The sequence below is a fragment of the Acinetobacter sp. SA01 genome, from assembly GCF_011319235.1.
In the GTDB taxonomy this organism is placed as follows: domain Bacteria; phylum Pseudomonadota; class Gammaproteobacteria; order Pseudomonadales; family Moraxellaceae; genus Acinetobacter.
In genome coordinates, this window is record NZ_WXXM01000011.1 from 1 (window position 1) to 21,145 (window position 21,145).

General features: G+C 42.7%; 18 protein-coding genes. 7 read left to right on the forward strand and 11 right to left on the reverse strand.

Translation table 11 applies throughout. The features are described 5' to 3' along the window. Window positions 1-419: 419 nt before the first annotated feature. The 6 genes from GTU69_RS10985 (at window position 420) to GTU69_RS11010 (ending at window position 8,035) form a co-directional block, all read left to right on the forward strand. Complete coding sequence (locus GTU69_RS10985) at window positions 420-1,784, forward strand: MFS transporter (protein ID WP_171522024.1); 1,365 nt, start codon at window positions 420-422, stop codon at window positions 1,782-1,784. 322 nt (window positions 1,785-2,106) lie between these two features. Continuing rightward, a complete protein-coding gene (locus GTU69_RS10990; RefSeq protein WP_166170489.1) occupies window positions 2,107-3,456 on the forward strand; it encodes an aromatic acid/H+ symport family MFS transporter in 1,350 nt (449 codons plus the stop codon). A gap of 94 nt (window positions 3,457-3,550) precedes the next feature. Next, window positions 3,551-4,942 (forward strand): RNA-binding domain-containing protein, encoded by a 1,392-nt coding sequence (locus GTU69_RS10995; protein ID WP_166170491.1) that lies wholly within the window; start codon window positions 3,551-3,553, stop codon window positions 4,940-4,942. A 28-nt stretch (window positions 4,943-4,970) separates the two neighbouring features. Beyond that, window positions 4,971-5,294: an ankyrin repeat domain-containing protein gene (locus GTU69_RS11000; RefSeq protein ID WP_166170493.1), complete on the forward strand. Its 324-nt coding sequence runs from the start codon at window positions 4,971-4,973 to the stop codon at window positions 5,292-5,294. Window positions 5,295-5,612: 318 nt separating this feature from the next. Beyond that, window positions 5,613-6,797, forward strand: coding sequence for a PQQ-dependent sugar dehydrogenase (locus GTU69_RS11005; RefSeq protein WP_166170495.1), 1,185 nt, complete (start codon window positions 5,613-5,615; stop codon window positions 6,795-6,797). Between the two features lie 90 nt (window positions 6,798-6,887). Continuing rightward, window positions 6,888-8,035 (forward strand): IS3 family transposase gene (locus GTU69_RS11010; RefSeq protein WP_166170497.1). Its coding sequence is split into 2 segments (ribosomal slippage): window positions 6,888-7,134 and window positions 7,134-8,035, totalling 1,149 coding nucleotides; the frame shifts between segments, so codons are not numbered across the junction. A 656-nt stretch (window positions 8,036-8,691) separates the two neighbouring features. Here the strand turns inward: GTU69_RS11010 and GTU69_RS11015 are convergent. The 5 genes from GTU69_RS11015 to ribF all read right to left on the reverse strand — a co-directional run bounded on the left by GTU69_RS11015 (window position 8,692) and on the right by ribF (window position 14,304). Beyond that, entirely contained in the window at window positions 8,692-9,234 is a 543-nt protein-coding gene (locus tag GTU69_RS11015) for an NAD(P)H-dependent oxidoreductase (RefSeq protein ID WP_166170499.1), read from the reverse strand. A 148-nt stretch (window positions 9,235-9,382) separates the two neighbouring features. Then, window positions 9,383-9,865 carry a peptidylprolyl isomerase gene (locus GTU69_RS11020; RefSeq protein ID WP_166170501.1) on the reverse strand — a complete coding sequence of 161 codons (483 nt, stop codon included), beginning with the start codon at window positions 9,863-9,865 and terminating at the stop codon, window positions 9,383-9,385. Beyond that, window positions 9,858-10,400, reverse strand: coding sequence for a signal peptidase II (lspA, locus tag GTU69_RS11025; RefSeq protein WP_086196606.1), 543 nt, complete (start codon window positions 10,398-10,400; stop codon window positions 9,858-9,860). The genes GTU69_RS11020 and lspA overlap by 8 nt, the downstream gene beginning before the upstream one ends. Then, complete coding sequence (gene ileS, locus GTU69_RS11030) at window positions 10,393-13,239, reverse strand: isoleucine--tRNA ligase (RefSeq protein ID WP_166170503.1); 2,847 nt, start codon at window positions 13,237-13,239, stop codon at window positions 10,393-10,395. The genes lspA and ileS overlap by 8 nt, the downstream gene beginning before the upstream one ends. Window positions 13,240-13,302: 63 nt before the next feature. Continuing rightward, window positions 13,303-14,304, reverse strand: coding sequence for a bifunctional riboflavin kinase/FAD synthetase (ribF, locus tag GTU69_RS11035; RefSeq protein ID WP_166170505.1), 1,002 nt, complete (start codon window positions 14,302-14,304; stop codon window positions 13,303-13,305). 320 nt (window positions 14,305-14,624) lie between these two features. Between ribF and GTU69_RS11040 the strand changes: the two genes are divergently transcribed. After that, window positions 14,625-15,188, forward strand: coding sequence for a 5'-methylthioadenosine/S-adenosylhomocysteine nucleosidase (locus GTU69_RS11040; protein ID WP_166170507.1), 564 nt, complete (start codon window positions 14,625-14,627; stop codon window positions 15,186-15,188). A gap of 79 nt (window positions 15,189-15,267) precedes the next feature. On the opposite strand, the gene GTU69_RS11045 is transcribed toward GTU69_RS11040, so the two are convergent. The 6 genes from GTU69_RS11045 to GTU69_RS11070 form a co-directional block, all read right to left on the reverse strand. Then, entirely contained in the window at window positions 15,268-15,882 is a 615-nt protein-coding gene (locus GTU69_RS11045; protein ID WP_086196602.1) for a TetR/AcrR family transcriptional regulator, read from the reverse strand. A 346-nt stretch (window positions 15,883-16,228) separates the two neighbouring features. Next, window positions 16,229-17,038: an ATP-binding cassette domain-containing protein gene (locus GTU69_RS11050; protein ID WP_166170509.1), complete on the reverse strand. Its 810-nt coding sequence runs from the start codon at window positions 17,036-17,038 to the stop codon at window positions 16,229-16,231. A gap of 10 nt (window positions 17,039-17,048) precedes the next feature. Next, entirely contained in the window at window positions 17,049-17,864 is an 816-nt protein-coding gene (ssuC, locus tag GTU69_RS11055; protein ID WP_166170511.1) for an aliphatic sulfonate ABC transporter permease SsuC, read from the reverse strand. Then, window positions 17,864-19,039 (reverse strand): FMNH2-dependent alkanesulfonate monooxygenase, encoded by a 1,176-nt coding sequence (gene ssuD, locus GTU69_RS11060; protein ID WP_166170513.1) that lies wholly within the window; start codon window positions 19,037-19,039, stop codon window positions 17,864-17,866. The genes ssuC and ssuD overlap by 1 nt, the downstream gene beginning before the upstream one ends. 16 nt (window positions 19,040-19,055) lie before the next feature. Beyond that, the gene (locus tag GTU69_RS11065) at window positions 19,056-20,048 is read right to left on the reverse strand and encodes a sulfonate ABC transporter substrate-binding protein (RefSeq protein WP_166170515.1); all 993 of its coding nucleotides are present in this window, start codon (window positions 20,046-20,048) and stop codon (window positions 19,056-19,058) included. A gap of 28 nt (window positions 20,049-20,076) precedes the next feature. Further along, window positions 20,077-21,039, reverse strand: a complete 963-nt coding sequence (locus GTU69_RS11070; protein WP_166170517.1) for a sulfonate ABC transporter substrate-binding protein — start codon at window positions 21,037-21,039, stop codon at window positions 20,077-20,079. Between the last annotated feature and the right edge of the window lie 106 nt (window positions 21,040-21,145).

Here is a 21,145-nt window from a genome sequence, read left to right on the forward strand (position 1 = left end):
TCCCTTCCCGAACTCAGAAGTGAAACCTCTTAGCGCTGATGGTAGTGTGGGATTACCCATGTGAGAGTAAGTCATCGCCAGCTCATTATTCCTAAAAAGCCCCCTCAAATGAGGGGGCTTTTTTTATGCAGGGAATTCTTATTAAAAAGAAGAATGATTCAAAAAGAACAATTCAATTTTACTTTCCCTGGCCCCCAATTCAGCATTGTCAATTTAAAAATGGTTAAAAACTAAACTCAAGGGTCTAGAATTTTGGTCATTTTTAATACTTTAGTAGAGTGTTTAGTCAAAAATAGCTGTGTTGAACTAAGTTGTGGCGAAAACATGGTGATAAGAATCATTAAAAAGAATAAATAAGAAGTTAATGTCATGTCTCGTACAGAAAACAACGAATAACAACTCACAGGAGGTGAGTAAAAATGGCAGAAAACACGAAGATGGTCGCAAACACGGTTAGTGTGAATGATGTGATTGATCAGGCAAAATTCACTAAATTCCACTTAAGCATTGTCTTATGGTGTTTGTTTATTGTCCTATTTGATGGATATGATTTAGCAATTAACGGTGTGGTTCTGCCTCTGCTGATGCAAGAGTGGGGCATGAGTGCTGTTCAAGCCGGTATGCTGGCAAGTACAGCCCTAGCTGGTATGATGTTTGGAGCAATGCTGTTTGGTATGCTTGCAGACAAAATTGGTCGTAAAAAAGTTATTTTAATTTGCGTCTCTTTATTTAGTGGTTTTACATTTTTGGGTGGATTTGCAACGAATCCAACAGAGTTTGGTATTTTACGTTTTATTGCAGGTTTAGGGATTGGTGGCGTATTACCAAACCTGGTTGCTTTAACATCTGAATATGCGCCTAAACGTTTAAAAAGTACACTTGTAACCGCAATGTTTAGTGGTTATGCCGTAGGCGGTATTATGGCTGCATTATGTGGTTCATGGTTTGCACCAAGCTTTGGCTGGAAAATTATGTTCTTCATTGCAGGTATTCCATTACTTTTTGTGCCACTTTTTTGGAAGTTTTTACCTGAGTCTTTAACTTTCCTGGTTAAAGAGCAAAAAATGAATGAAGCACGTCGTTTTATCAAACGAGTTGAGCCAACTGCAGACGTACGAGCAGATACTGAACTTGTTCTAGCAACAGGCGATCAGACACATAGTGCATCAGTAAAAGCTTTATTTTCAGAAAACCGTGCAACAGGAACATTCTTATTTTGGGTTGCTTTCTTCATGTGCTTACTCATGCTTTACGCACTTGGAAGTTGGTTACCAAAACTGATGATGGCTGCAGGTTATTCTTTAGGTAGCAGTTTAATGTTCTTATTAGCACTGAATATTGGTGCAGTGATCGGAACGATTGGTGGTGGTATTTTAGCAGACCGTTTTGACTTTAAACCTGTTCTTATTGGTATGTTAATTGTCGGTGTACTGTCTTTGGTTGGTTTAGGCTTTAATTCTCCACAGCCTGTTATTTACTTACTTGTCAGCTTGGCAGGTGCATCATCGATTGGTACAAGTATCTTGTTATATAGCTTTGTTGCTCAATACTATCCTGTCGCAGTACGTTCTACTGGTATTGGTTGGGCTTCTGCTGTGGGACGTACCGGTGCAATTGTTGGTCCAATCGTGATTGGTATGCTGCTTGGTATGGAATTACCACATAAATGGAACTTTATCGCGGTTGCAATTCCAGGCATTATTGGCATGATCGCTATTTCAATGATTCGTCAGCCACAACCTGGTCGCATTGTGCTGAAAAAATTAAAAACCGCCAAAATTTAGACTATCGTAATTGACCCATCCAGTTAAAAAAGCCCCTTTGAATTAAGGGGCTTTTGCATATCTTTTGTACAAAATCAAACCAATCAAAAAAATAATCGAGCTAGAAGGCCTGAAAAGCCCAATTTACTTATAAAAATGATCATAAATTATTCTAATAATAATGTGATATATCAATCAAATAAATGTTATTTCAGTGATCATAGAAGAATATCAATTAGTCTTATTGTGCGTTAAATCCGGCTTGCGTATATTGCGTCGAATTAAATATTCAGCTGAATATTTAAAGAATGTTACGGACAAGTACTCATGGGAGATGAGAACGATGACAATGGAAACTGTAGATATAAATTCTGTAGTCGACAATGCGAAATTTACGCCTTTTCACTTCAATGTAGTTGCTTGGTGTTTACTGGTAATTTTATTTGATGGTTATGATTTGGCAATTAATGGTGTAACTTTACCACTATTAATGAAGGACTGGGGCCTCAGTGCCGTTCAAGCGGGAATGCTTGCCAGTACAGCTCTTGCAGGCATGATGTTTGGTGCGATGATCTTTGGTTCTTTGGCAGACAAGATTGGTCGTAAGAAAGTCATCATGATCTGTATTGTTTTATTCAGTGGTTTGACCTTTGCTGGTGGTTTTGCCTCGAATCCAACTGAATTTGGTATGTTACGCTTCCTTGCCGGTCTGGGTATTGGTGGTGTGATGCCGAACCTGGTGGCACTGACTTCTGAATATGCTCCACAAAAAATGCGCAGCACACTTGTGACCACCATGTTTAGCGGTTATGCGGTTGGTGGTGTGATGGCGGCATTATTAGGTTCATGGTTTACGCCTGATTTTGGTTGGCAAATCATGTTCTTTATTGCAGGTATTCCTTTATTTTTACTGCCTTTAATCTGGAAATTCTTGCCTGAATCTTTAGCGTTTATGGTAAAGCAAAACAAGCAGGCTGAAGCACGTCGTATTGTGCGTCGCTTGTCGCCAAATACCAAGGTTACGGATCAAACCACATTTACTTTGCCACAGGAAAGTGTACCTGAAGCGGCAAACGTAGTGAGCCTGTTCCGTCGTGGCCGTGCAACCAATACCTTATTGTTCTGGGTTGCGTTCTTCACCTGCTTACTGACCATGTATGCCTTGAGCAGCTGGTTACCAAAGCTGATGATGGCAGCAGGTTACTCGATGGATAACAGCCTGATGTTCATGATGGTGATGAATGTCGGTGCGGTTGTCGGTATTGTGGGTGGCGGTATTCTTGCAGACCGTTTCCACTTGAAACCTGTATTGATGGTCCTCGGTATGATGGGTGCGGTTGTGATGAGCTCAATGGGCTTTGCGTCTAACCAATTCTTACTTTACATCTTGGTGTTCCTGGCGGGTGCGGCGTCGATTGGTTCGCAAATGTTGCTGTATAGTTATGTCGCGCAGTTCTACCCACTTGCGGTACGTTCAACCGGTATTGGCTGGTCGTCTGCGATTGGTCGTATGGGGGCGATTGTAGGGCCAATTCTGATTGGTGGCTTACTGGGTATGAACCTGCCTGCACATTTCAACTTCATTGCAGTCGGTTTACCGGTGCTAATTACTGCGATTGCAGTTGCATTGATTATGCATGATGATGAGTCTGAGAAGATTGGTTCTGCTGAACCAGCAGTGTCTAAAGCTTAAAATTTAAGTTTTAAAAAGAAGCCTCCGAAAGGGGGCTTTTTTTTAATATAAAATTTATTTAATATGAAAAGTAATCTAAAAAATATGAGATAACATGTTAGAAACTATAAAAATTTCAGCTTTAGAAGCTGAAAAAATTCTTGAGTTAAGTGAAGGTCATTTTTTAGATTTTAAATCGATTCGAATTTCTCCCGTAAAGTTAACTAAGGCTATAGCTGCTTTTGCAAATGCTGAAGGTGGTGAGTTATATATAGGTATTGAAGACGACCCTAGAGAATGGTCAGGTTTTGAAAATATTGAACATGCAAATGCTCATATTCAAATTTTAGATAGTTTGTTTCCATTAGGTACTGATATTGAATATGAATTTTTAAAGTCTGAATTACAAAAAGGATTAGTGTTAAAAGTTATTATTAACAAATCTAGAGATTTAAAAAGTGCTAGTGATGGTAAGGTTTATATTAGAAGAGGGGCTCAAAGCCTTCCTATTGACGATCAAGGTAGACTGCAAAGTTTAAGAAGAGATAAAGGAATTATCTCATTTGAAACTGAATTAGTTAATTGCCCACTTGAGGTAGTAACTAACTCGGAAGAAATTATTGATTTCCTTTTAAATGTTATTCCGAATGCTGAACCGGAAGTATGGTTAAAGAAACAAATGGTAATCCAAAATGGTAAACCGACAGTTTTATCTATTTTATTATTTGCAGAGGAGCCACAAGCGGTATTACCTAAGAGAACAGGATTAAAAATTTATAAATATAAAACCTCATCAGAAGAGGGAACAAGAGAGACACTTGATTTTCAACCAATTACAATAGATGGAAATGTCTATAATCAAGTTTTTAATGCTGTAGCAGAAACTGTTAAAATTGTTGAATCTGTACGATTACAGACTACAGACGGTTTAGTTCAAGTAAAATATCCACAAGAAGCTATACATGAAATTATAACTAATGCCCTGATTCATAGAGATTATTCAATAGCAGAAGATATTCATGTCCGAATTTTTGATAACAGAGTAGAAGTGTGGAGCCCAGGTAAACTACCAGCACACATCACACCTGAAAATATTTTGACAGAAAGATTTGCCAGAAATCCTGGACTCGTTAGATTAATTAATAAATTTCCTAATCCACCTAATAAAGATATTGGTGAAGGTTTAAATACAGCTTTTGAATCAATGAGAAATTTAAAGCTGAAAATGCCGGAAATTATTCAAGAAGGAAATTATGTAAAAGTTATTTTAAAACACGAACCTTTAGCAAGCCCAGAAGAATCTATTTTGATTTATTTGCTTAATAACAAAGAAATTGCAAATCGTCATGCAAGAGAAGTTTGTTTTATTAAGTCAGAAAACAAAATGAAAAGAATTTTACAAGGTCTTGTACAAAATGGATTGTTAGAATCTGTTCCAGGACGGACACGTTACACAGCTGCATACCAGTTAACTGGAAAAGGAACTGAAACAGCTAAAAAGCTATAATTTAAACAATTTATTGGATTCACTTATTATGAACATCAACTCATTCTCCCCAATCCCTGAAGATGATGACGAACTGCATCTTCCTGAACTTGTGTACTGGGCATCTATTGGTGACATTGACCAGATTGAGCAGGCTTTACAAGAAGGTCTGGACGTCAACTCAGCTGATGAAGAAGGCTATAGCGCCTTACAGGCAGCAGCTGAAAATGATCATTTAGAAGTCGTTAAACTATTGATCAGTAAAGGTGCAGATGTTGATCATCGCAGTACCTATACGGCTTTAGAGCTTGCTGAAATGGCAGGCAATAAAGAAGTCGTAGCTTATCTTAAAAGCTTAAAAGGATTATCTTGATAAAAAAGAAGCCCCATCATTGTGATAGGGCTTCTTTATATGGGTTGCTTAGGTATGACTCCTGTCGTACCTCACGTCCTGATGCTCAAACTTTATTATTGTTGTTTTCTGTTTGGGAAACGTCCTGTTTCCTGATGAATTTAGAATAAGAAATTTATCTTGAGGCAGATAGAGGCCAATAGAACCATTTTATGTACGTTATCTCTTACACAGCCCACCAGACCAAATGAAAGTTTGTTACCAATAAAAAATAGTGATTTTCAATATTGTACTTAGAATAAAACGGGTGAGCGATTTGAATGGCAGAGGATAATAACGATGAAAATATTCCGACAGCGTATGCTGATCACAACTATATTAATCAGTACATCAAGTTTAACAGCCTGTAATGCACAAACTGACGCTGTAAGTCTGGCATCCAAGTCAGCTTCAGAAACCACATCTTCCAAACCTTCTTCAGGTTCAGTCAATCAAACGTATAAACTCACCAGCATCGCAGAATTTAATGAACCCTGGGCCATGACAGGGCTGAAGGATGGTCGTTTACTGGTCACTGAAAAAAAGGGAAAGTTACAGTTATTTGATCCCCAAACCAGAGAAAAAATTGAAGTCAAAGGCATTCCTAAAGTGGCCTATGGTGGGCAAGGTGGCTTGGGCGATATCGCCTTGCATCCGCAATTTGAACAGAATCATATTATTTACTTAAGTTATGTAGAAGCAGGACAAGGTGGTTATGGGGCTGTAGTGGCTCGTGGTGAACTGGATTTATCCAATGTTCAGCAACCACACGTTAAAAATTTAAAAACAATCTGGAAACAAGTTCCTAAAGTACCAGGACAGGGACATTATGCCCATCGGCTGTTATTCGGTTCTGATGGAAAGTTATGGATTAGCTCGGGTGAACGCCAGAAGTTTGATCCTGCGCAAAATATGCAATCCAATTTAGGCAAAATATTGCGTTTAAATGAGGATGGCACACCTGCCTCAGATAATCCGTTTAGCGGTCAGGGCGAGATTGCAAAACAGGTCTGGTCGTTGGGCCACAGAAATCCCTTAGGTATAGCATTTGATCCTAAAGGGAAACTTTGGGTGGTTGAAATGGGACCGAAAGGCGGGGATGAACTGAATCTGATTGTTAAAGGTGAAAATTACGGCTATCCGCTGGTTTCAAATGGCGATCATTATGATGGCAGAGATATTCCTGACCATCATACCCGTCCTGAATTTAAAGCACCTGAAATCAGCTGGACACCTGTCATCTCCCCATCCAGCCTGATTTTTTATAACGGTTCCCAATTTCCGGCATGGAAAAATAAGGCCCTGATTGGTGGCTTGTCTTCCAAAACCATTGTAGTGGTAGATACAGCGATGAAACCTGTGACTGAAGTACAGCGCGTGGATATGAAGCAGCGTATCCGTGATCTGCTGCAAGCCCCGGATGGTTCAATTTGGGTGCTGGAAGATAGTAGCAATGCCAGACTGCTGAAAATGACGGCGAAATAAGACGGCTTATACAATTCAAAACCCCTTGAATAGCCACTAATTTTGTAGACACCTTTTAGTTAGATAAAATGGCTAATTAACGAGGTGCTTATGAGCGGTAAACGATACCCTGAAGAATTCAAAATTGAAGCAGTAAAACAAGTCACTGAGAAAGGTCATAGTGTGACCGAAGTTGCTGCACGTTTAGGAACCACCACACATAGTTTATATGCCTGGATTAAACGTTATGATCCACAGCAACCCAAGACAACAGAATCTACTGATCCAAGTGCAGAATTGGCAAAGTTAAAAAAAGAGCTGCAAAGGGTCACTGAAGAACGGGACATCTTAAAAAAGGCCGCTGTGTACTTCGCAAGCCAGTCCAAATGAGGTACGCCTTTATTCAGGATAACCAGCACATATGGCCTGTCCGTCGTTTATGTTCAGCTCTGGATGTTCATCACAGTGGTTATTACGCATGGTTAAAGCAACCCACCAGTAAAACTGCGAGGAAACGGCAACAGCTTTCGGGATTAATTAAACAGTTCTGGCTAGAATCTGGCGGAGTCTACGGCTATCGCAAGATTCACTGTGATTTAAAAGATGTTGGTGAAAGTTGCGGGATTAATCGAGTACATCGGCTCATGAAGGCGAATGGTCTCAAATCACAGCGTGGCTATCGTAAACCTAGAGCTCACGCTGGTAATCCAGCTATCGTTGCCGCAAACACTTTAGACCGCCAATTTAATCCAACTTATCCCAACCAAATATGGGTGACAGATATTACCTATATCCGTACTCATGAAGGGTGGCTATATCTCGCAGTTGTGATTGACCTGTTTTCACGTCTTGTTGTTGGCTGGTCGATGAAATCCAGAATCACTACAGACCTGGTTTTAGATGCATTATTGATGGCTTTATGGCGAAGAAACCCAAAGAACAAAGTCCTAATCCATTCTGACCAAGGCAGCCAATACACCAGCCATGAATGGCAGACATTTCTCAAGCATCATAATCTTGAAAGTAGTATGAGTCGTAGAGGGAATTGCCATGACAATGCTGTTGCAGAAAGCTTCTTTCAGCTATTAAAGCGTGAACGAATTAAGAAGAAAATCTATGCATCAAGAACTGAAGCCAGATCGGATATCTTTGAATATATTGAGATGTTCTACAATTCAAAACGCAGACATGGTTCCAATGGTCAGCGTTCTCCATTAGATTATGAAAAAGCCCATCAAAAGATGGTTAGGTGTGTCTAGAATTTTGGTGGCTATTCACCTGGGGCTTTTACAATGATCGTTATATATTTGATTGCATTGAATCAGACTGTGTAATGCTCGTCTGCATTAAACACATTGGCCTGAATCTAGATCAGTTTACGATTGCCTTGTTTGCCATTCATGCCCCAATCGGCAATCCTGATATTAACCACAAGGGTGACATCACCTTTCTGTCATTGTAGTCACACGACATCACGTTAGGTACATGGCATCAAAAAAGGTCTGCTTGTCTTGAGCGTTCCATTTTATTATTTTGTTGAGGATGGCTGGAATAATTCTGAGGGTTATTCTAATGATTCCTCATTTTTCTATGCTTGTGATTATAGAGTTTGAAGTTTCAATAGCATGTAAACTTTAATCGTCTAAGTTGAAGGTTTCGCTAAATACTCAGCCCGATCAGCATCATGCATAAAGAAAAAACCCCGACATCCTGTCGAGGTTTTTTATATTCTTTCTAAGGTATAACTCCTGTCGTACCTTGCAGCATCCTGCTGTTATATCACTTATCTTTCTAGTTGTAAGTTTAGAGACTTCCTGTCTCGGTATGAGTTAAATATATCGTGAAAGATAATGTGTGAAAAGTAGATATAATCTTCAACTCTTGTAAGCTTAAACGTACAACGATTTTCTAGGTATCAAGTGCTTACGTATTGAATCAGTTTATCCAGTACACTTTTTAAAGCTTTTTCATCAAACTCATTCGGTTCAAATTCTTCGGTTTTATTACGTGAAAAAATATCGCGAATTTCAATCACTGCATTACTGTCCACTAAGCCAAGTTGCGTTCCGACCTGGCGAATCTGGTCGATGGAACGGGAGCCATTGGTTGCACCATAGCCAATATAGGCAGCCGGTTTACCTTGCCATTCCTTACCGACGTAATCGAGGGCATTTTTAAGCGCCGGGCTATAACCATGATTATATTCAGGACTGATAAAAATAAAGGCATCGCCCGAAGCAACCTTGTCTGCCCAGTCCTGCTGTTTGGGTTGATCATAAATGCCGGTCAAGGGAGGATGGCTGCCGGCAAAAATTGGCAGATTCCATTCTTTTAAATCAACCAGTTCTGCCTGAACCGTACTCAAATTGGCCTGATCAATACTGCGCTTGACCCAACGTGCCACTTTAATGGCAGTCCGACCTTCACGCACGCTACCCACGACAATATATATTTTCATGTATAGATCCTAGATTTTTTGAATTGTCATCTTTAACTTATTATGAATATTATTTATTGAATATTAAGGATTTGTATCTTTAACTATCGCTGTAAGCAGAAAATAAAAAAGCTCCCGAGGGAGCTTTTAAACGAAAAAGGCTGAAACCTTACATAATTTTAACGCCTTGCTGACCCGCCGGGGTCACTTTAAAGATTTCTACTTCAAAGGTAATGTTTTTACCGGCAAGCGGGTGATTAAAATCAATTTCAGTAATATCTTCACCGACTGATTTCACCACACCAAACAGACTTTGCTTGGCTTTATCTTCAAATTCAATCATATGACCCACAACAGGAGGCTGTTCGAATTTAACGGTGTCAAACTTTTGTACGTTTTCAGCATTCCATGGACCAAAAGCTTCTTCTGGTGGAAGACTCACGGTACGACGGTCCCCGGCACGTAGACCAAACAGGGCTTTTTCGAAACCCGGCAATAAACTGCCATCACCCATTACCAGGCTGACAGGCGTTTCACGACTACGGGTGTTGTCAATTTCCACACCATTTTCAATGGCGACCGAAAAATGCAGCTCGACTTTAGAGCCTTCTGCAATTCGGGTTTCTTCATTTGGATTAATAAAATCAGTCATTTTGTTGCGCTTCCGCACGTTGAATACGGTGTTTTTCCAGGAAAAACGTATCGATCAGGAGCAAGATAGTCCCCACGGTAATGGCACTATCGGCAATATTAAAAGCAGGAAAGTGGCTGTTATTGTAGTAAACGTGAATAAAATCGACCACATAACCCAAGGTTACCCGGTCAATCAGGTTACCGATGGCGCCACCCAGAATCAGGGCAATCGCCATAGGTAAAATCACAATTTTTTTTGGCATACGCATCAGCCAAAATACAAAAATTACAGACACTAATGCTGCCAGTGAAGTAAAGAAATAGCGTTGCCATCCACCGGCATCGGACAGGAAACTAAAGGCTGCGCCATAGTTATGTAGCAATGTCCAGTTTAAAAAGGGCAGTACAGGGACCGGATCTGCATAATTCAGATGCGTCGTTGCAAACCATTTGGTCCATTGATCCAGAATAATTGCCACAATGGATAATCCGACCCACACCAGATTGTGCGGGTAGAACTGGAATAAGCCCTTTTTATTTTGCGGATTAGGCATACTTTCTCTCTTCGCCTTGACCTGTAGGAAGGTTAATAATACAGCGAGAACAAAGGCCTGGATGTTCATGATGTGTATTCACATCAGGCAGTACATGCCAGCAGCGTGCACATTTCTCACCATCGGCTGCAGAGACTTTGACGCGTAAACCTTCCAGATCAGTGGCTTCACCTTGCGCTGCATCAAAGGCATTTACAGTAACTTGAGAGGTGATCAGGACAAAACGTAATTCGTCACCTAACTGATCCAGTACCGTTTTCAATTCAGCATTCGCCCAAAGTTCAACTTTGGCAGACAGGTTAGAACCAATCAGTTTGGCATTACGTGCTGCTTCAATTTGCTTGTTGACTGCAGATTTAACGCTAATTAAAGTCTGCCAGTCAGCTTCTGAAACCAGGTTGGCTGTTGAAGCGACTGGAATGTCATACCACTCGGCAGTGAACACGTATTTCTCGCTTTGACCTGGAATTAAAGGCCAAGCTTCTTGAGCAGTAAAGCTCAAGATCGGTGCCATCCAGCGAACAAAGGCTTGTACCAGGTGATACAAGGCAGTTTGTGCAGAATGACGGGCTTGTGAATCCGCTTTGGTGGTGTACTGACGGTCTTTGATGATGTCGAGATAGAAACCACCCAAGTCATTGATACAGAAGTTAGTCAAGGCATTTGTGACGATATGGAAGTTCATATCTTCATACGCTTGCTGAATGGTTTTTTGTACGTCCGCAGCACGTTGCAGGATGTATTGATCCAGCGCGATCAATTGATCGACTGGCAAAGCATCCGTTGCAGGCTGGAAGCCATTCAGGTTGGCCAGCAAGAAACGTAGCGTGTTACGGATACGGCGGTAACCATCCGATGCACGGCTAAAGATTTCTTTACCGGCAGTCATTTCATAACGGTAGTCGGCAGATGCAATCCAGAAACGTAGACCATCGGCACCCATGTCTTTAATGATGTCTTGCGGGGTAATGATGTTACCCAGTGATTTAGACATCTTGCGGCCTTTTTCATCGACTACGAAGCCATGAGTCAACAATCCTTTATACGGTGCGCGCTCGTTAATCGCAATTGAAGTCAACAATGAAGACTGGAACCAGCCACGGTGCTGGTCTGAACCTTCAAGGTACAAATCAGCAGGGTCTTGCAGTTCTTCACGTTCACGTAATACCGCGTAGTGCGTTGTACCTGAGTCGAACCACACGTCTAGCGTATCGCGTACCGCATTGTAGTGTTCAGCATCATCACCGATGAAGTCTTTCGCTTCACGGTTGTACCAGCCATCAATGCCTTCCTGTTCGATCAGCTTCGCAACTTCTTCGATCAGTTCAGGGGTACGCGGATGCAATTCGTTGGTGTCTTTATGCACGAAGAACGGAATTGGCACGCCCCAGGTACGTTGACGCGAGATACACCAGTCCGGACGGCCTTCAATCATCGCCTGGATACGGTTTTTACCCCAATCCGGTACGAAGCTGATGTCATTTTCAATGGCATTCAAAGCACCTTGGCGTAAGCCTTTGGCATCCATGCTGATGAACCATTGTGGGGTAGCACGGAAGATAATCGGGGTTTTATGACGCCAACAGTGTGGGTAGCTATGCTTGATTGGGTGATGCGCCCAAAGTTTGCCCGCTTCACTTAATGCTTCAATGATTTTTGGATTGGCTTTATAAATGTGTTCGCCGGCAAAAATAGGTGAAGTTGGCAGGTAAACACCATTACCACCGACTGGGTTATCGACTTTTAGATTGTATAACAGGCCGACTTTATAGTCGTCCACACCGTGGCCCGGCGCGGTATGTACTGCACCCGTACCACTGGTTGCAATGACGTGTTCACCCAAAATCACCGGTACTTGACGATCAGCGATTAATGGATGTTGCAGTTGCAGGTTTTCAAGTTTTGCGCCGGCAAAATCGGCAATCACTTCAACAGTGTTAAAGCCATAACGTTCAGTAGCAGATTCAACCAGATCTTTCGCCAAGATAAAGTTTTGCGGTTCTTTATCTTCACCACGTGCTTTGACCAATTGATATTCAATTTCAGCATGCAGGGCAACGGCCTGGTTGGCAGGTAATGTCCAAGGTGTTGTCGTCCAGATCACGATGTCAGTTGAGTCTTTAACTTCAACGCCTAAACGTGCAGATAAGTCAGCCAGATCAACCACTGTAAAACCGACATCAATCGCGTCTGATTTTTTGTCTTCATATTCAACTTCAGCTTCAGCCAGTGCTGAACCACAGTCCAGACACCAGTTCACTGGTTTTAAACCCGGTTCGATATGACCTGCTTTGGCAATTGCACCTAATGAACGCACGATGTCGGCTTCTTGCTTGAAGTTCATGGTGAGGTAGGGGTTATCCCAGTCACCAAACACGCCCATACGCACGAAGTCTTTTTTCTGTAATTCAACCTGGGTGTAGGCATATTCACGGCAGTGCTTGCGGAAAGTTGCGGCATCGACTTTCACGCCGACTTTACCGACTTTTTCTTCAACTTTCAGTTCAATGGGCAGACCGTGACAGTCCCAACCCGGAACATAAGGGGCATCATAGCCATCCATCACGCGGCTTTTGATGATAATGTCTTTCAGGACTTTGTTGACTGCGTGACCTAAATGGATTTGACCGTTGGCGTACGGAGGGCCGTCATGAAGCACATATTTTTTCTTGCCAATACGCGATGCACGAATCTGCTGATAAATGTTGTCGGCATACCACTCTTCTAACCATTTTGCTTCACGTACTGCCAGATTTGCTTTCATTGCAAATTCAGTACCTGGGAGGTTTAGCGTGGCTTTATAATCCACTGCATTTTCAGGAGTTTGCTTATCGCTCATGCAAGTTGTCTTCCAATTTAATCAGTCTGAGGCTGACGCGTTTTACAATAAAAAATCTGGGATTTAAAAGGGAAAATGGGGCGTGTTTTGTCGAAACTCAAGCAGTTTCTCAACATCGTCATCAATTCCGGCTTTTAATGCTTCAAGCGAAGGGTAGTCCTTTTCGCCATGTAAATAGTTCAAGAATGTCACCCGCATTAACAGGCCATACAGATTAGCAGAAACATCAGGAAAATGTACTTCTAATCGCCATTCCGGATGGACTTGTTTGATGGCCGGTCGGGTACCGACATGTCCGGCACCGAACAGGGCGGTATGTTCATAGCCTGCAATGCCCAGTTTTTCAGGATTGTCGGCTTTCACTTTATCTTCTAACGATAGGGTTTCACACATCACCTCTACGCCGTAAATGCCTTTCAAGCACGGTTTATGACGGTTTAGCGCGACATTAATGGTTGGAAAATCAAGGGTTCGTCCAATCTGGTCACCGTATTGTACCCGACCGGTGATGCTATAGGGACGGCCCAGCAATTTGGCAGCAAGGGCTAAATCACCTGCTTGCAAGGTCTGGCGGATCCTGGTCGAACTGACGCGTTCACCATCCAGTGCAACCGTAGTTAAGTTGGTGACCTGAAAACCATAGGCTGTTAAAAATTCACTATTGCCCTGACGGTTTTTGCCAAAGTGGAAGTCATCGCCCAGAACCAGATGTTCTGCATTAAGTTTTACTTTTAACAGTTCAGCAAAGCTTTCCGCATTTAGACTGCGGAAATGGTTATCAAATTTTGCAACGGCAATGTAGTCCACGCCCAGTTTAGTCAGATATTCCACTTTTTCACGCAGTGAGGTAATACGTGGAGGAGCATCATAACCCTTAAAAAACTCCAGAGGTTGCGGCTCGAAAATCATCACCAGCGTTTTTAAATTTTCTGCGGCTGCCAGCTGTTTTAACTGGCTAATCATTGCCTGATGGCCCAAATGTACACCGTCAAAATTACCAATGGTTACGGCCGTTTTTGACAATTGAAAATTGGGCGCTAAAGCATTCAGGCGGAGCAGCTTCATGGGCGAATCAATAAGTGAAAAGTTATCAGGGCTATATATTGCCATAATCTTACGCGTTCGTCTTGTTGTTGTGTTTTCATACAAAAAAATATTAAATTTCTTGCAAAAATAGTATTTGAAAAAAATCTGCATCCAGAAGATTCATTGCATGGAATGGCTTCGAAATCGGTGATGACAAGAAAAATAAATTTAAATATTCAAGTGAATCGGGGGATCAAATTTTTGTACGGGAACGTGCTTATGATTTTAAATTTGCACTTAATTGGTAATTCTTTTCTAATGTGCACAATTTTAAATTTGTGCATCGATAAGGTTTTGCTATGTCTGATCTGGCTTTAATTATGGCTTTGCCCAGTGAATCTAAAGGTCTGTTTGAACAGGCAGGCATCGAAGTCCATTACAGCGGTATAGGCAAAGTCAATGCGGCGTTTAAAGCCTTCGAGGTGATTCACAAGACTGGTTGCAAGACCCTGCTCAATTTGGGTACCGCCGGAAGTTCGCATTTTAATGCGCATGAACTGGTAGAAGTCAGCACCTTTGTGCAACGGGACATGGATGTATCCCCGCTCGGTTTTGCAGTCGGGGTTACGCCTATGGATGAGGATCATCCGGCAGAAATTCATTTGCAGTCCTATTTTCAGCATTTGCCTCAAGGTATCTGCGGAACAGGGGACAGCTTTGAAACAGGCTTACCCAAAGTACCATGCCATCTGGTCGATATGGAAGGCTATGCCATGGCCAAAGTCTGTAAAAAACTGGGGGTAAGATTCGTTTCTGTAAAATATATTACCGATGGGGCCAATGAAACTGCCCATCTGGATTGGGAAGAAAATTTATTGTTGGGTGCGAAAAAATTGTCAGAATTATATCAAACGATAAAATAAGATGGGTAACAGTAGTAATTTGGCGACCATAGAAGGCTATGGTCGTATGCCAAAATTATCCTTGGGGATAATTTAACAGTTATGAACGAGGAATTACGCCATATAACATCATATGTACAGTATGTTGAATACAACGTTGTTGCATACTGCGGTTACGTAAGGTTTTACCCGTGACCATTTCCATTTGGGTGGCAAAATCTGCATAGTTTTGCGTCAATGCCCAAATATTCAAAATCAGCAGTTCAGGATCAATTTCTTTGGCAATTTTCCCCTGTTCCTGCCACACGCTAATCACTTTAGCCTTGCGCTTAAACAGTTTCTTTAAAGGACCTTTTAGAATTGGCAAAATATGGGGTGCACCTTGGATCACTTCCAGCGCAAACAGGCGGGATGCTTTCGGTTGAGTACGTGACACTTCAATTTTTTGCAATAAATAATTGGTAATCGCTTCTTCAGGTTCCAACTCTGATTCCAGCATTTGCAGTGGCGCAAGCCATTTCTGTAGAACGGTGGTGAGCACTTCTACATATAAAGCTTCTTTATTTTCATAATAGTAGAAAATATTCGATTTATGCATTTCAGCAATCTGAGCAATCTCGTCTAAGCTTGCCCCATTAAAACCGTAAAGGGAAAATACATCGAGTGCAGCATTTAGCAATTGATGTCTTTTTTGTGTACTCTTTTTTTGTTCCATTGGCAAATTTAAAAAAATTAAAGAGGAAAGGCAAATTGTACGGCAAATCGGCAGATTTGTGCATTACTAAAAATTGCATTTTTATCATAATTGATAGTTTATTCTGTAGGTTAGCTATTTAATGAGTTAAAAATCCTATAGAACCTACCGATAGGCAATGATTACATTTTTTATATAAATGATTAAATGGAATTGATTTTTTTGGTAAATGATACGACTGGTCTTTTGTGTTTAGATTTGGTGCAGTTTTAAAAAAACTAAAGAGTATGTTTAGGCTGGACTAAAAGATGCATAAACCGAGGAAGGATAACGGATCGTTTAGATTCGTTATCGCCGTGTTGCATGCTCAGGTTGCCAATACCGCATTTAATACTTGCTGTTCCAGCTCGGTAAAGGTGTAATCTTTTTTACGTGGTCGAGGCAAATCCACTTTAAACTGCTGGGCAATGTGCCCCTTATCTAACAGGATAATCCGGTCGGCCAGTTGTACAGCTTCACTGACATCATGAGTGACTAAAATGGCGGTAAAGCCTTGTTCAGTCCAGAGTTTTTCAATCAGGTTCTGCATGTCCAAACGGGTGAGTGCATCCAGTGCACCTAAAGGCTCATCAAGCAGCAAAATGCGAGGTTTATGCGATAAGGCCCGGGCCAGTGCAGTACGCTGACGCTGACCGCCTGAAAGTTGTGATGGCCAGAGTCCGGCCTTTTCTTTCAAGCCGACTTTTTCCAGTAGTGCAGAAGCATTGGTTTGCTGCTCTTTGGCTAAACCCAATTGTACATTTTGCTCAATGCTACGCCATGGCAACAGTCGTGGATCCTGGAACATGACCCGAATGTCATCGCTGGTGATGCCTTCGCGAATATGACGTGCTGATTTAAACTTGATTTCGCCATAGCTCGGTTGTTCCAAATTGGCAATCAGACGCAGCAGGGTACTTTTACCACAGCCACTGCGTCCAACAATGGCCAAGAATTCACCCGGTTGAATGTGCAGGTCCAGATCTTCCAGAACTTTCACTTCGCCATAGAATTTGTGCAGCTGTTCAATCAGAATTTCTGCACCCACCACAGCGTTAGGATTGATATCTGTAGGGTCAGGTTGTTTCGATATTGAGCGTTCTTCAGATACATGACGCCCGATACTTAAATCAGTCATGTCTTATTCCTTATTTTTGATAGCCAGCGTGCCAACGCAGCAGGTATTTTTCTAAAGCGACGGCCAATACATCCGCCAGTTTGCCCAGCAGGGCATACAGTAAAATTCCTACCAAGACCACGTCAGTTTGTAAAAACTCACGCGCATTCATGGTCATATAACCAATGCCGGATTGTGCGGAAATAGTTTCGGCCACAATCAGCAGTACCCAGACTAGACCTAGGGCAAAGCGTAAACCGACCAGAATCGAAGGCATCGCACCCGGTAAAATAATTTCTTTGTACAATTGCCAGCGCGTTAAGCCGTAACTTTTACCCATCTCGATCAGTTGTGGATCCACCGAACGAATGCCGTGATAGGTATTGATATAAAGCGGGAAGAATACCCCTACAGCCACCAGAAACAGCTTGGCAGATTCATCAATCCCGAACCATAAAATCACCAAAGGAATTAAGGCTAAAGCCGGAATATTACGGATCATCTGTAACGTGGTATCCAGCAGAGTCGATGCCGTCTTCGAAGAGCCATTGAGCAGGCCTAGTAATAAACCTAAACCGCCACCGACCAATAAACCGAGCAGGGCACGTCCGGCACTGACTTTGACATGTTGCCAAAGTTCACCACTGATCAGCAGATGCCAAAATGCAGCTACGACCGCCGTCGGTGCAGGTAGAATACGGCTTTCCAACAGTCCGGTACTGGAGGCAATTTGCCAGATGACAATCAGTGCAATCGGGAACAACCAGGGCAGCAAACGCTGCCCAAATTGTGTTCCACGTGAAACCTTGGGTTTCGCCAGGGCTTCAGCAGAGATGCTTGTGCTCATTAAGCCGGCTCCTGATGTTTCACTTCCTTCTTGGCCTCATCAGCAACATAGTTATTTGCCACGATTTCACCAAAAGGACCAGTCAAGTTCGGTTGAGCCAGTTTTTTACGGGTTTCTAAAGGCAACAGCGGGAACACCAGTTCGGCAAAACGAATGGACTCTTCCAGATGTGGGTAGCCTGAGAAAATAAAGGTATCAATGCCTAAATCGGCATATTCCTGAATGCGTGCAGCGACAGTTTCAGGGTCACCCACCAGTGCTGTACCTGCACCGCCACGAACCAGGCCTACACCTGCCCAAAGGTTTGGAGATACTTCAAGTTTAGTGCGGTCACCGTTGTGCAGTTCTGCCATACGGCGTTGACCGACTGAATCCATCTGTTTGAATTTTTGTTGTGCAGCAACAATGGTGGCATCATCAACGTATTGAATCAGCTCTTCAGCAGCAGCCCATGCCTGTTTATTGGTTTCACGCACAATCACGTGTAAACGGATACCGTAACTTAAACTACGGCCTTTGGCGGCAGCTTTGGCTTTGACATTTTCAATTTTTTCTTTCACGGCTGCCGGTGGCTCGCCCCAAGTCAGGTAAGTATCGACCTGGTCGGTGGCCAATTCCACGGCTGCATCGGAAGAGCCGCCAAACCAAAGCGGTGGATAAGGTTGTTGTACGGGTGGATAAAGCAGTTTTGCGTCATCGACACTTAAATGTTCACCGTGGAAAGTAAAACTTTCACCAGTATGTGAACGTTTTAAAATTTCACGCCAGATGGTGGTGTATTCAGCCGCAGTTTCATAACGTGTCGCATGATCTTCATATACGCCGTCACCTTTAAGCTCTTGCTCATCACCACCAGTGACCAGGTTCAGCCGAACGCGACCGCCAGATAAACGGTCAAAAGTTGCTGCCATACGCGCAGCCAGTGCAGGTGTGGTGACGCCTGGACGTAATGCCACCAGGAATTTCAAATTTTTAGTGGCATCGATCAGGCTGGCAGCGGTAATCCATGGATCTTCACATGAACGGCCGGTTGGAATGAGTACGCCTTCATAACCCAGGTTATCTACCGCGACGGCAATCTGTTTCATATAAGCATGATCGACCTGACGGGCGCCTTTGCTTGTGCCTAAATAACGACTGTCACCATGCGTAGGAATAAACCAGAAAATTTTCATTGCATTGATCCTTAGATTATTTGCCTGCCCAAACGGCTTGCTGAATATTGATAGATTTCGGAATGATCTTGAGTTCGCTAAAACGGTTGGCGAGCTCTTGCTGATCGGCAATCACTTTTTTGCTGAGTAGAGCAGCACCAGACGGGTTAGGACGGCGCTGGATAAAAGTCTGGCTGACAATCGGTTTCAGACCGGTGCTTTGAGCAAACAGGCTTGCAGTCGCAGCCTTGTTGCTTTGTACCCATTTATCGGCAACATTCAGCTGCTTGATAATGCCTTTAAGTGCCTGAGGATGATTCTTAACCAAATCATTTGAAGCCAGATAGAAGGTGTAATTTGGACTTAAGCCTTTACCTGTGGTCAGTACCTTGGCCTTATCTTCCAGTTGTGCCGCAGCATAGTAGGGATCCCAAATGGCCCAGGCATCAATCGCACCTTTCTGGAAAGCTGCACGGGCATCAGCCGGACTGAGCCAGATCGGTTGAACATCTGTCCATTGCAAACCGGCCTTACGTACTGCCTGCACCAATAGATAATGTGAGCTTGAACCGCGGTGAACTCCAATACGTTTACCCTTCAATTGACTGAGCTGGGTAATTTTGGAGTTGCTTGGCACCAAAATGGCAGAAGCCAAAGGTTTTGCCGTTTCATAAGCAAAATAATGCAGTGGCTTGTTGCCTGCCTGAGCATAGACAGGCGGTGTATCGCCGGTTGAACCGATATCTACAGAACCGACGGCTAGGGCCTCTAAAATTTGTGGACCGCCCGGAAATTCATTCCAGCTGATTTTGGCGTTGGGAAATTCCTGTTCAAATAACTTTTGCTGTTGTGCAATCACCAGATTGACAGAAGATTTTTGATAGCCGACACGAAGCTGTTTCACTGAAGGATCAACAGCCCAGGCGGCACTTGAACCCAACATCGCACAAGCAATTAACATGGCATTCATGCCATGACTGGAGGTCTTGAACCATGTGGCTGCTTTGTTGTGTAGCTGATGCTGAGTCATGTTAAATCCCCTAGGTTTTATTTATGATTTACTTCGCCAAAATCGCGGATTGAATATTGAGTTTGTTTGGAATCAGTTTCTGCTGATAAAAGGCATCGGCAACATATTGCTGCTTTTGCACCACCTCATTAGAAATGGGTTGTACCCCAAAGCCCATGCGGGAAATGGACGTTTTCAGGATATCTTTAGACAGTCCTGTTGGTTTTTCCAGTAGCTTGGCGGCTTCGTCCTGATGCTGGGATACCCATTGGGTGGTGGTGTTGAGTTCATTTACGACCGCTTTCAGTACATCCGGATGCTGCTCGGCAAATTTGCGGTCAGCCAGATAAAACTGATGGTTACTGACCAGGTTTTCACCTGTGGCAATGACACGAGCACCAATCTGCTTTTCTGCAGCAGCAAAGAACGGATCCCAAATCACCCAGGCATCGACTGCACCTTTCTCAAAGGCTGCGCGTGCATCCGAAGGCGGTAAATACACTACTTGGATGTCATTCAGAGTCAGCTTGTTGGCTTCAAGCACTTTGAGTAATAAGTAATGCACATTGGAGCCTTTATTGAGTGCAACACGTTTACCTTTTAAATCCTGGATGCTGTGAATGGCTGAATCTTTTTGAACAATTAACGCTTCTGCTTTAGGCGCTTCCGGCTGGTTGGCGATATAAACCAGATTTGAATTGGCAGCCTGTGCAAAAATAGGCGGCGCTTCACCTGCTTCACCTAATACAACACTGCCGACATTTAAGCCTTCAAGCAATTGAGGACCGGCAGGGAATTCTACCCATTTCACATTGACGCCCTGATCTTTCAATGCCGTTTCTAAAGTGCCGCGTTCTTTAATGATCGGTAACAAGCCATATTTTTGGAAGCCGATATTTAACGTGACTGTTTCAGCTTCTTTTTTTCCGCAACCTGACATCATCATTGCGCCAGCAACTACTGAAGAAAGGACCAGTGATTTCGCCCAGAATTTTGCTTGAATGGCGCTCATGTATGTGTGCTCCGCAATAAGGAAGTGTTGAATATTGAACACATACGCTAAAGCCTTTTCTTTTTCGAAAAAAATAAGAAAAGATAAATTTCTAATGAGGAAAAAA

Bases quoted from the DNA above. Each gene is read 5' to 3' on its own strand.
- ssuC (WP_166170511.1), bottom strand. From the start codon at position 17,864: ATGAGCACAAGCATCTCTGCTGAAGCCCTGGCGAAACCCAAGGTTTCA.
- GTU69_RS11070 (WP_166170517.1), bottom strand. From the start codon at position 21,039: ATGAGCGCCATTCAAGCAAAATTCTGGGCGAAATCACTGGTCCTTTCT.
- ssuD (WP_166170513.1), bottom strand. From the start codon at position 19,039: ATGAAAATTTTCTGGTTTATTCCTACGCATGGTGACAGTCGTTATTTA.
- GTU69_RS11015 (WP_166170499.1), bottom strand. From the start codon at position 9,234: ATGAAAATATATATTGTCGTGGGTAGCGTGCGTGAAGGTCGGACTGCC.
- ileS (WP_166170503.1), bottom strand. From the start codon at position 13,239: ATGAGCGATAAGCAAACTCCTGAAAATGCAGTGGATTATAAAGCCACG.
- lspA (WP_086196606.1), bottom strand. From the start codon at position 10,400: ATGCCTAATCCGCAAAATAAAAAGGGCTTATTCCAGTTCTACCCGCAC.
- ribF (WP_166170505.1), bottom strand. From the start codon at position 14,304: ATGAAGCTGCTCCGCCTGAATGCTTTAGCGCCCAATTTTCAATTGTCA.
- GTU69_RS10985 (WP_171522024.1), top strand. From the start codon at position 420: ATGGCAGAAAACACGAAGATGGTCGCAAACACGGTTAGTGTGAATGAT.
- GTU69_RS11050 (WP_166170509.1), bottom strand. From the start codon at position 17,038: ATGACTGATTTAAGTATCGGGCGTCATGTATCTGAAGAACGCTCAATA.
- GTU69_RS10995 (WP_166170491.1), top strand. From the start codon at position 3,551: ATGTTAGAAACTATAAAAATTTCAGCTTTAGAAGCTGAAAAAATTCTT.
- GTU69_RS11045 (WP_086196602.1), bottom strand. From the start codon at position 15,882: ATGGAACAAAAAAAGAGTACACAAAAAAGACATCAATTGCTAAATGCT.
- GTU69_RS11065 (WP_166170515.1), bottom strand. From the start codon at position 20,048: ATGACTCAGCATCAGCTACACAACAAAGCAGCCACATGGTTCAAGACC.
- GTU69_RS11000 (WP_166170493.1), top strand. From the start codon at position 4,971: ATGAACATCAACTCATTCTCCCCAATCCCTGAAGATGATGACGAACTG.
- GTU69_RS10990 (WP_166170489.1), top strand. From the start codon at position 2,107: ATGACAATGGAAACTGTAGATATAAATTCTGTAGTCGACAATGCGAAA.
- GTU69_RS11040 (WP_166170507.1), top strand. From the start codon at position 14,625: ATGTCTGATCTGGCTTTAATTATGGCTTTGCCCAGTGAATCTAAAGGT.
- GTU69_RS11005 (WP_166170495.1), top strand. From the start codon at position 5,613: ATGAAAATATTCCGACAGCGTATGCTGATCACAACTATATTAATCAGT.
- GTU69_RS11020 (WP_166170501.1), bottom strand. From the start codon at position 9,865: ATGACTGATTTTATTAATCCAAATGAAGAAACCCGAATTGCAGAAGGC.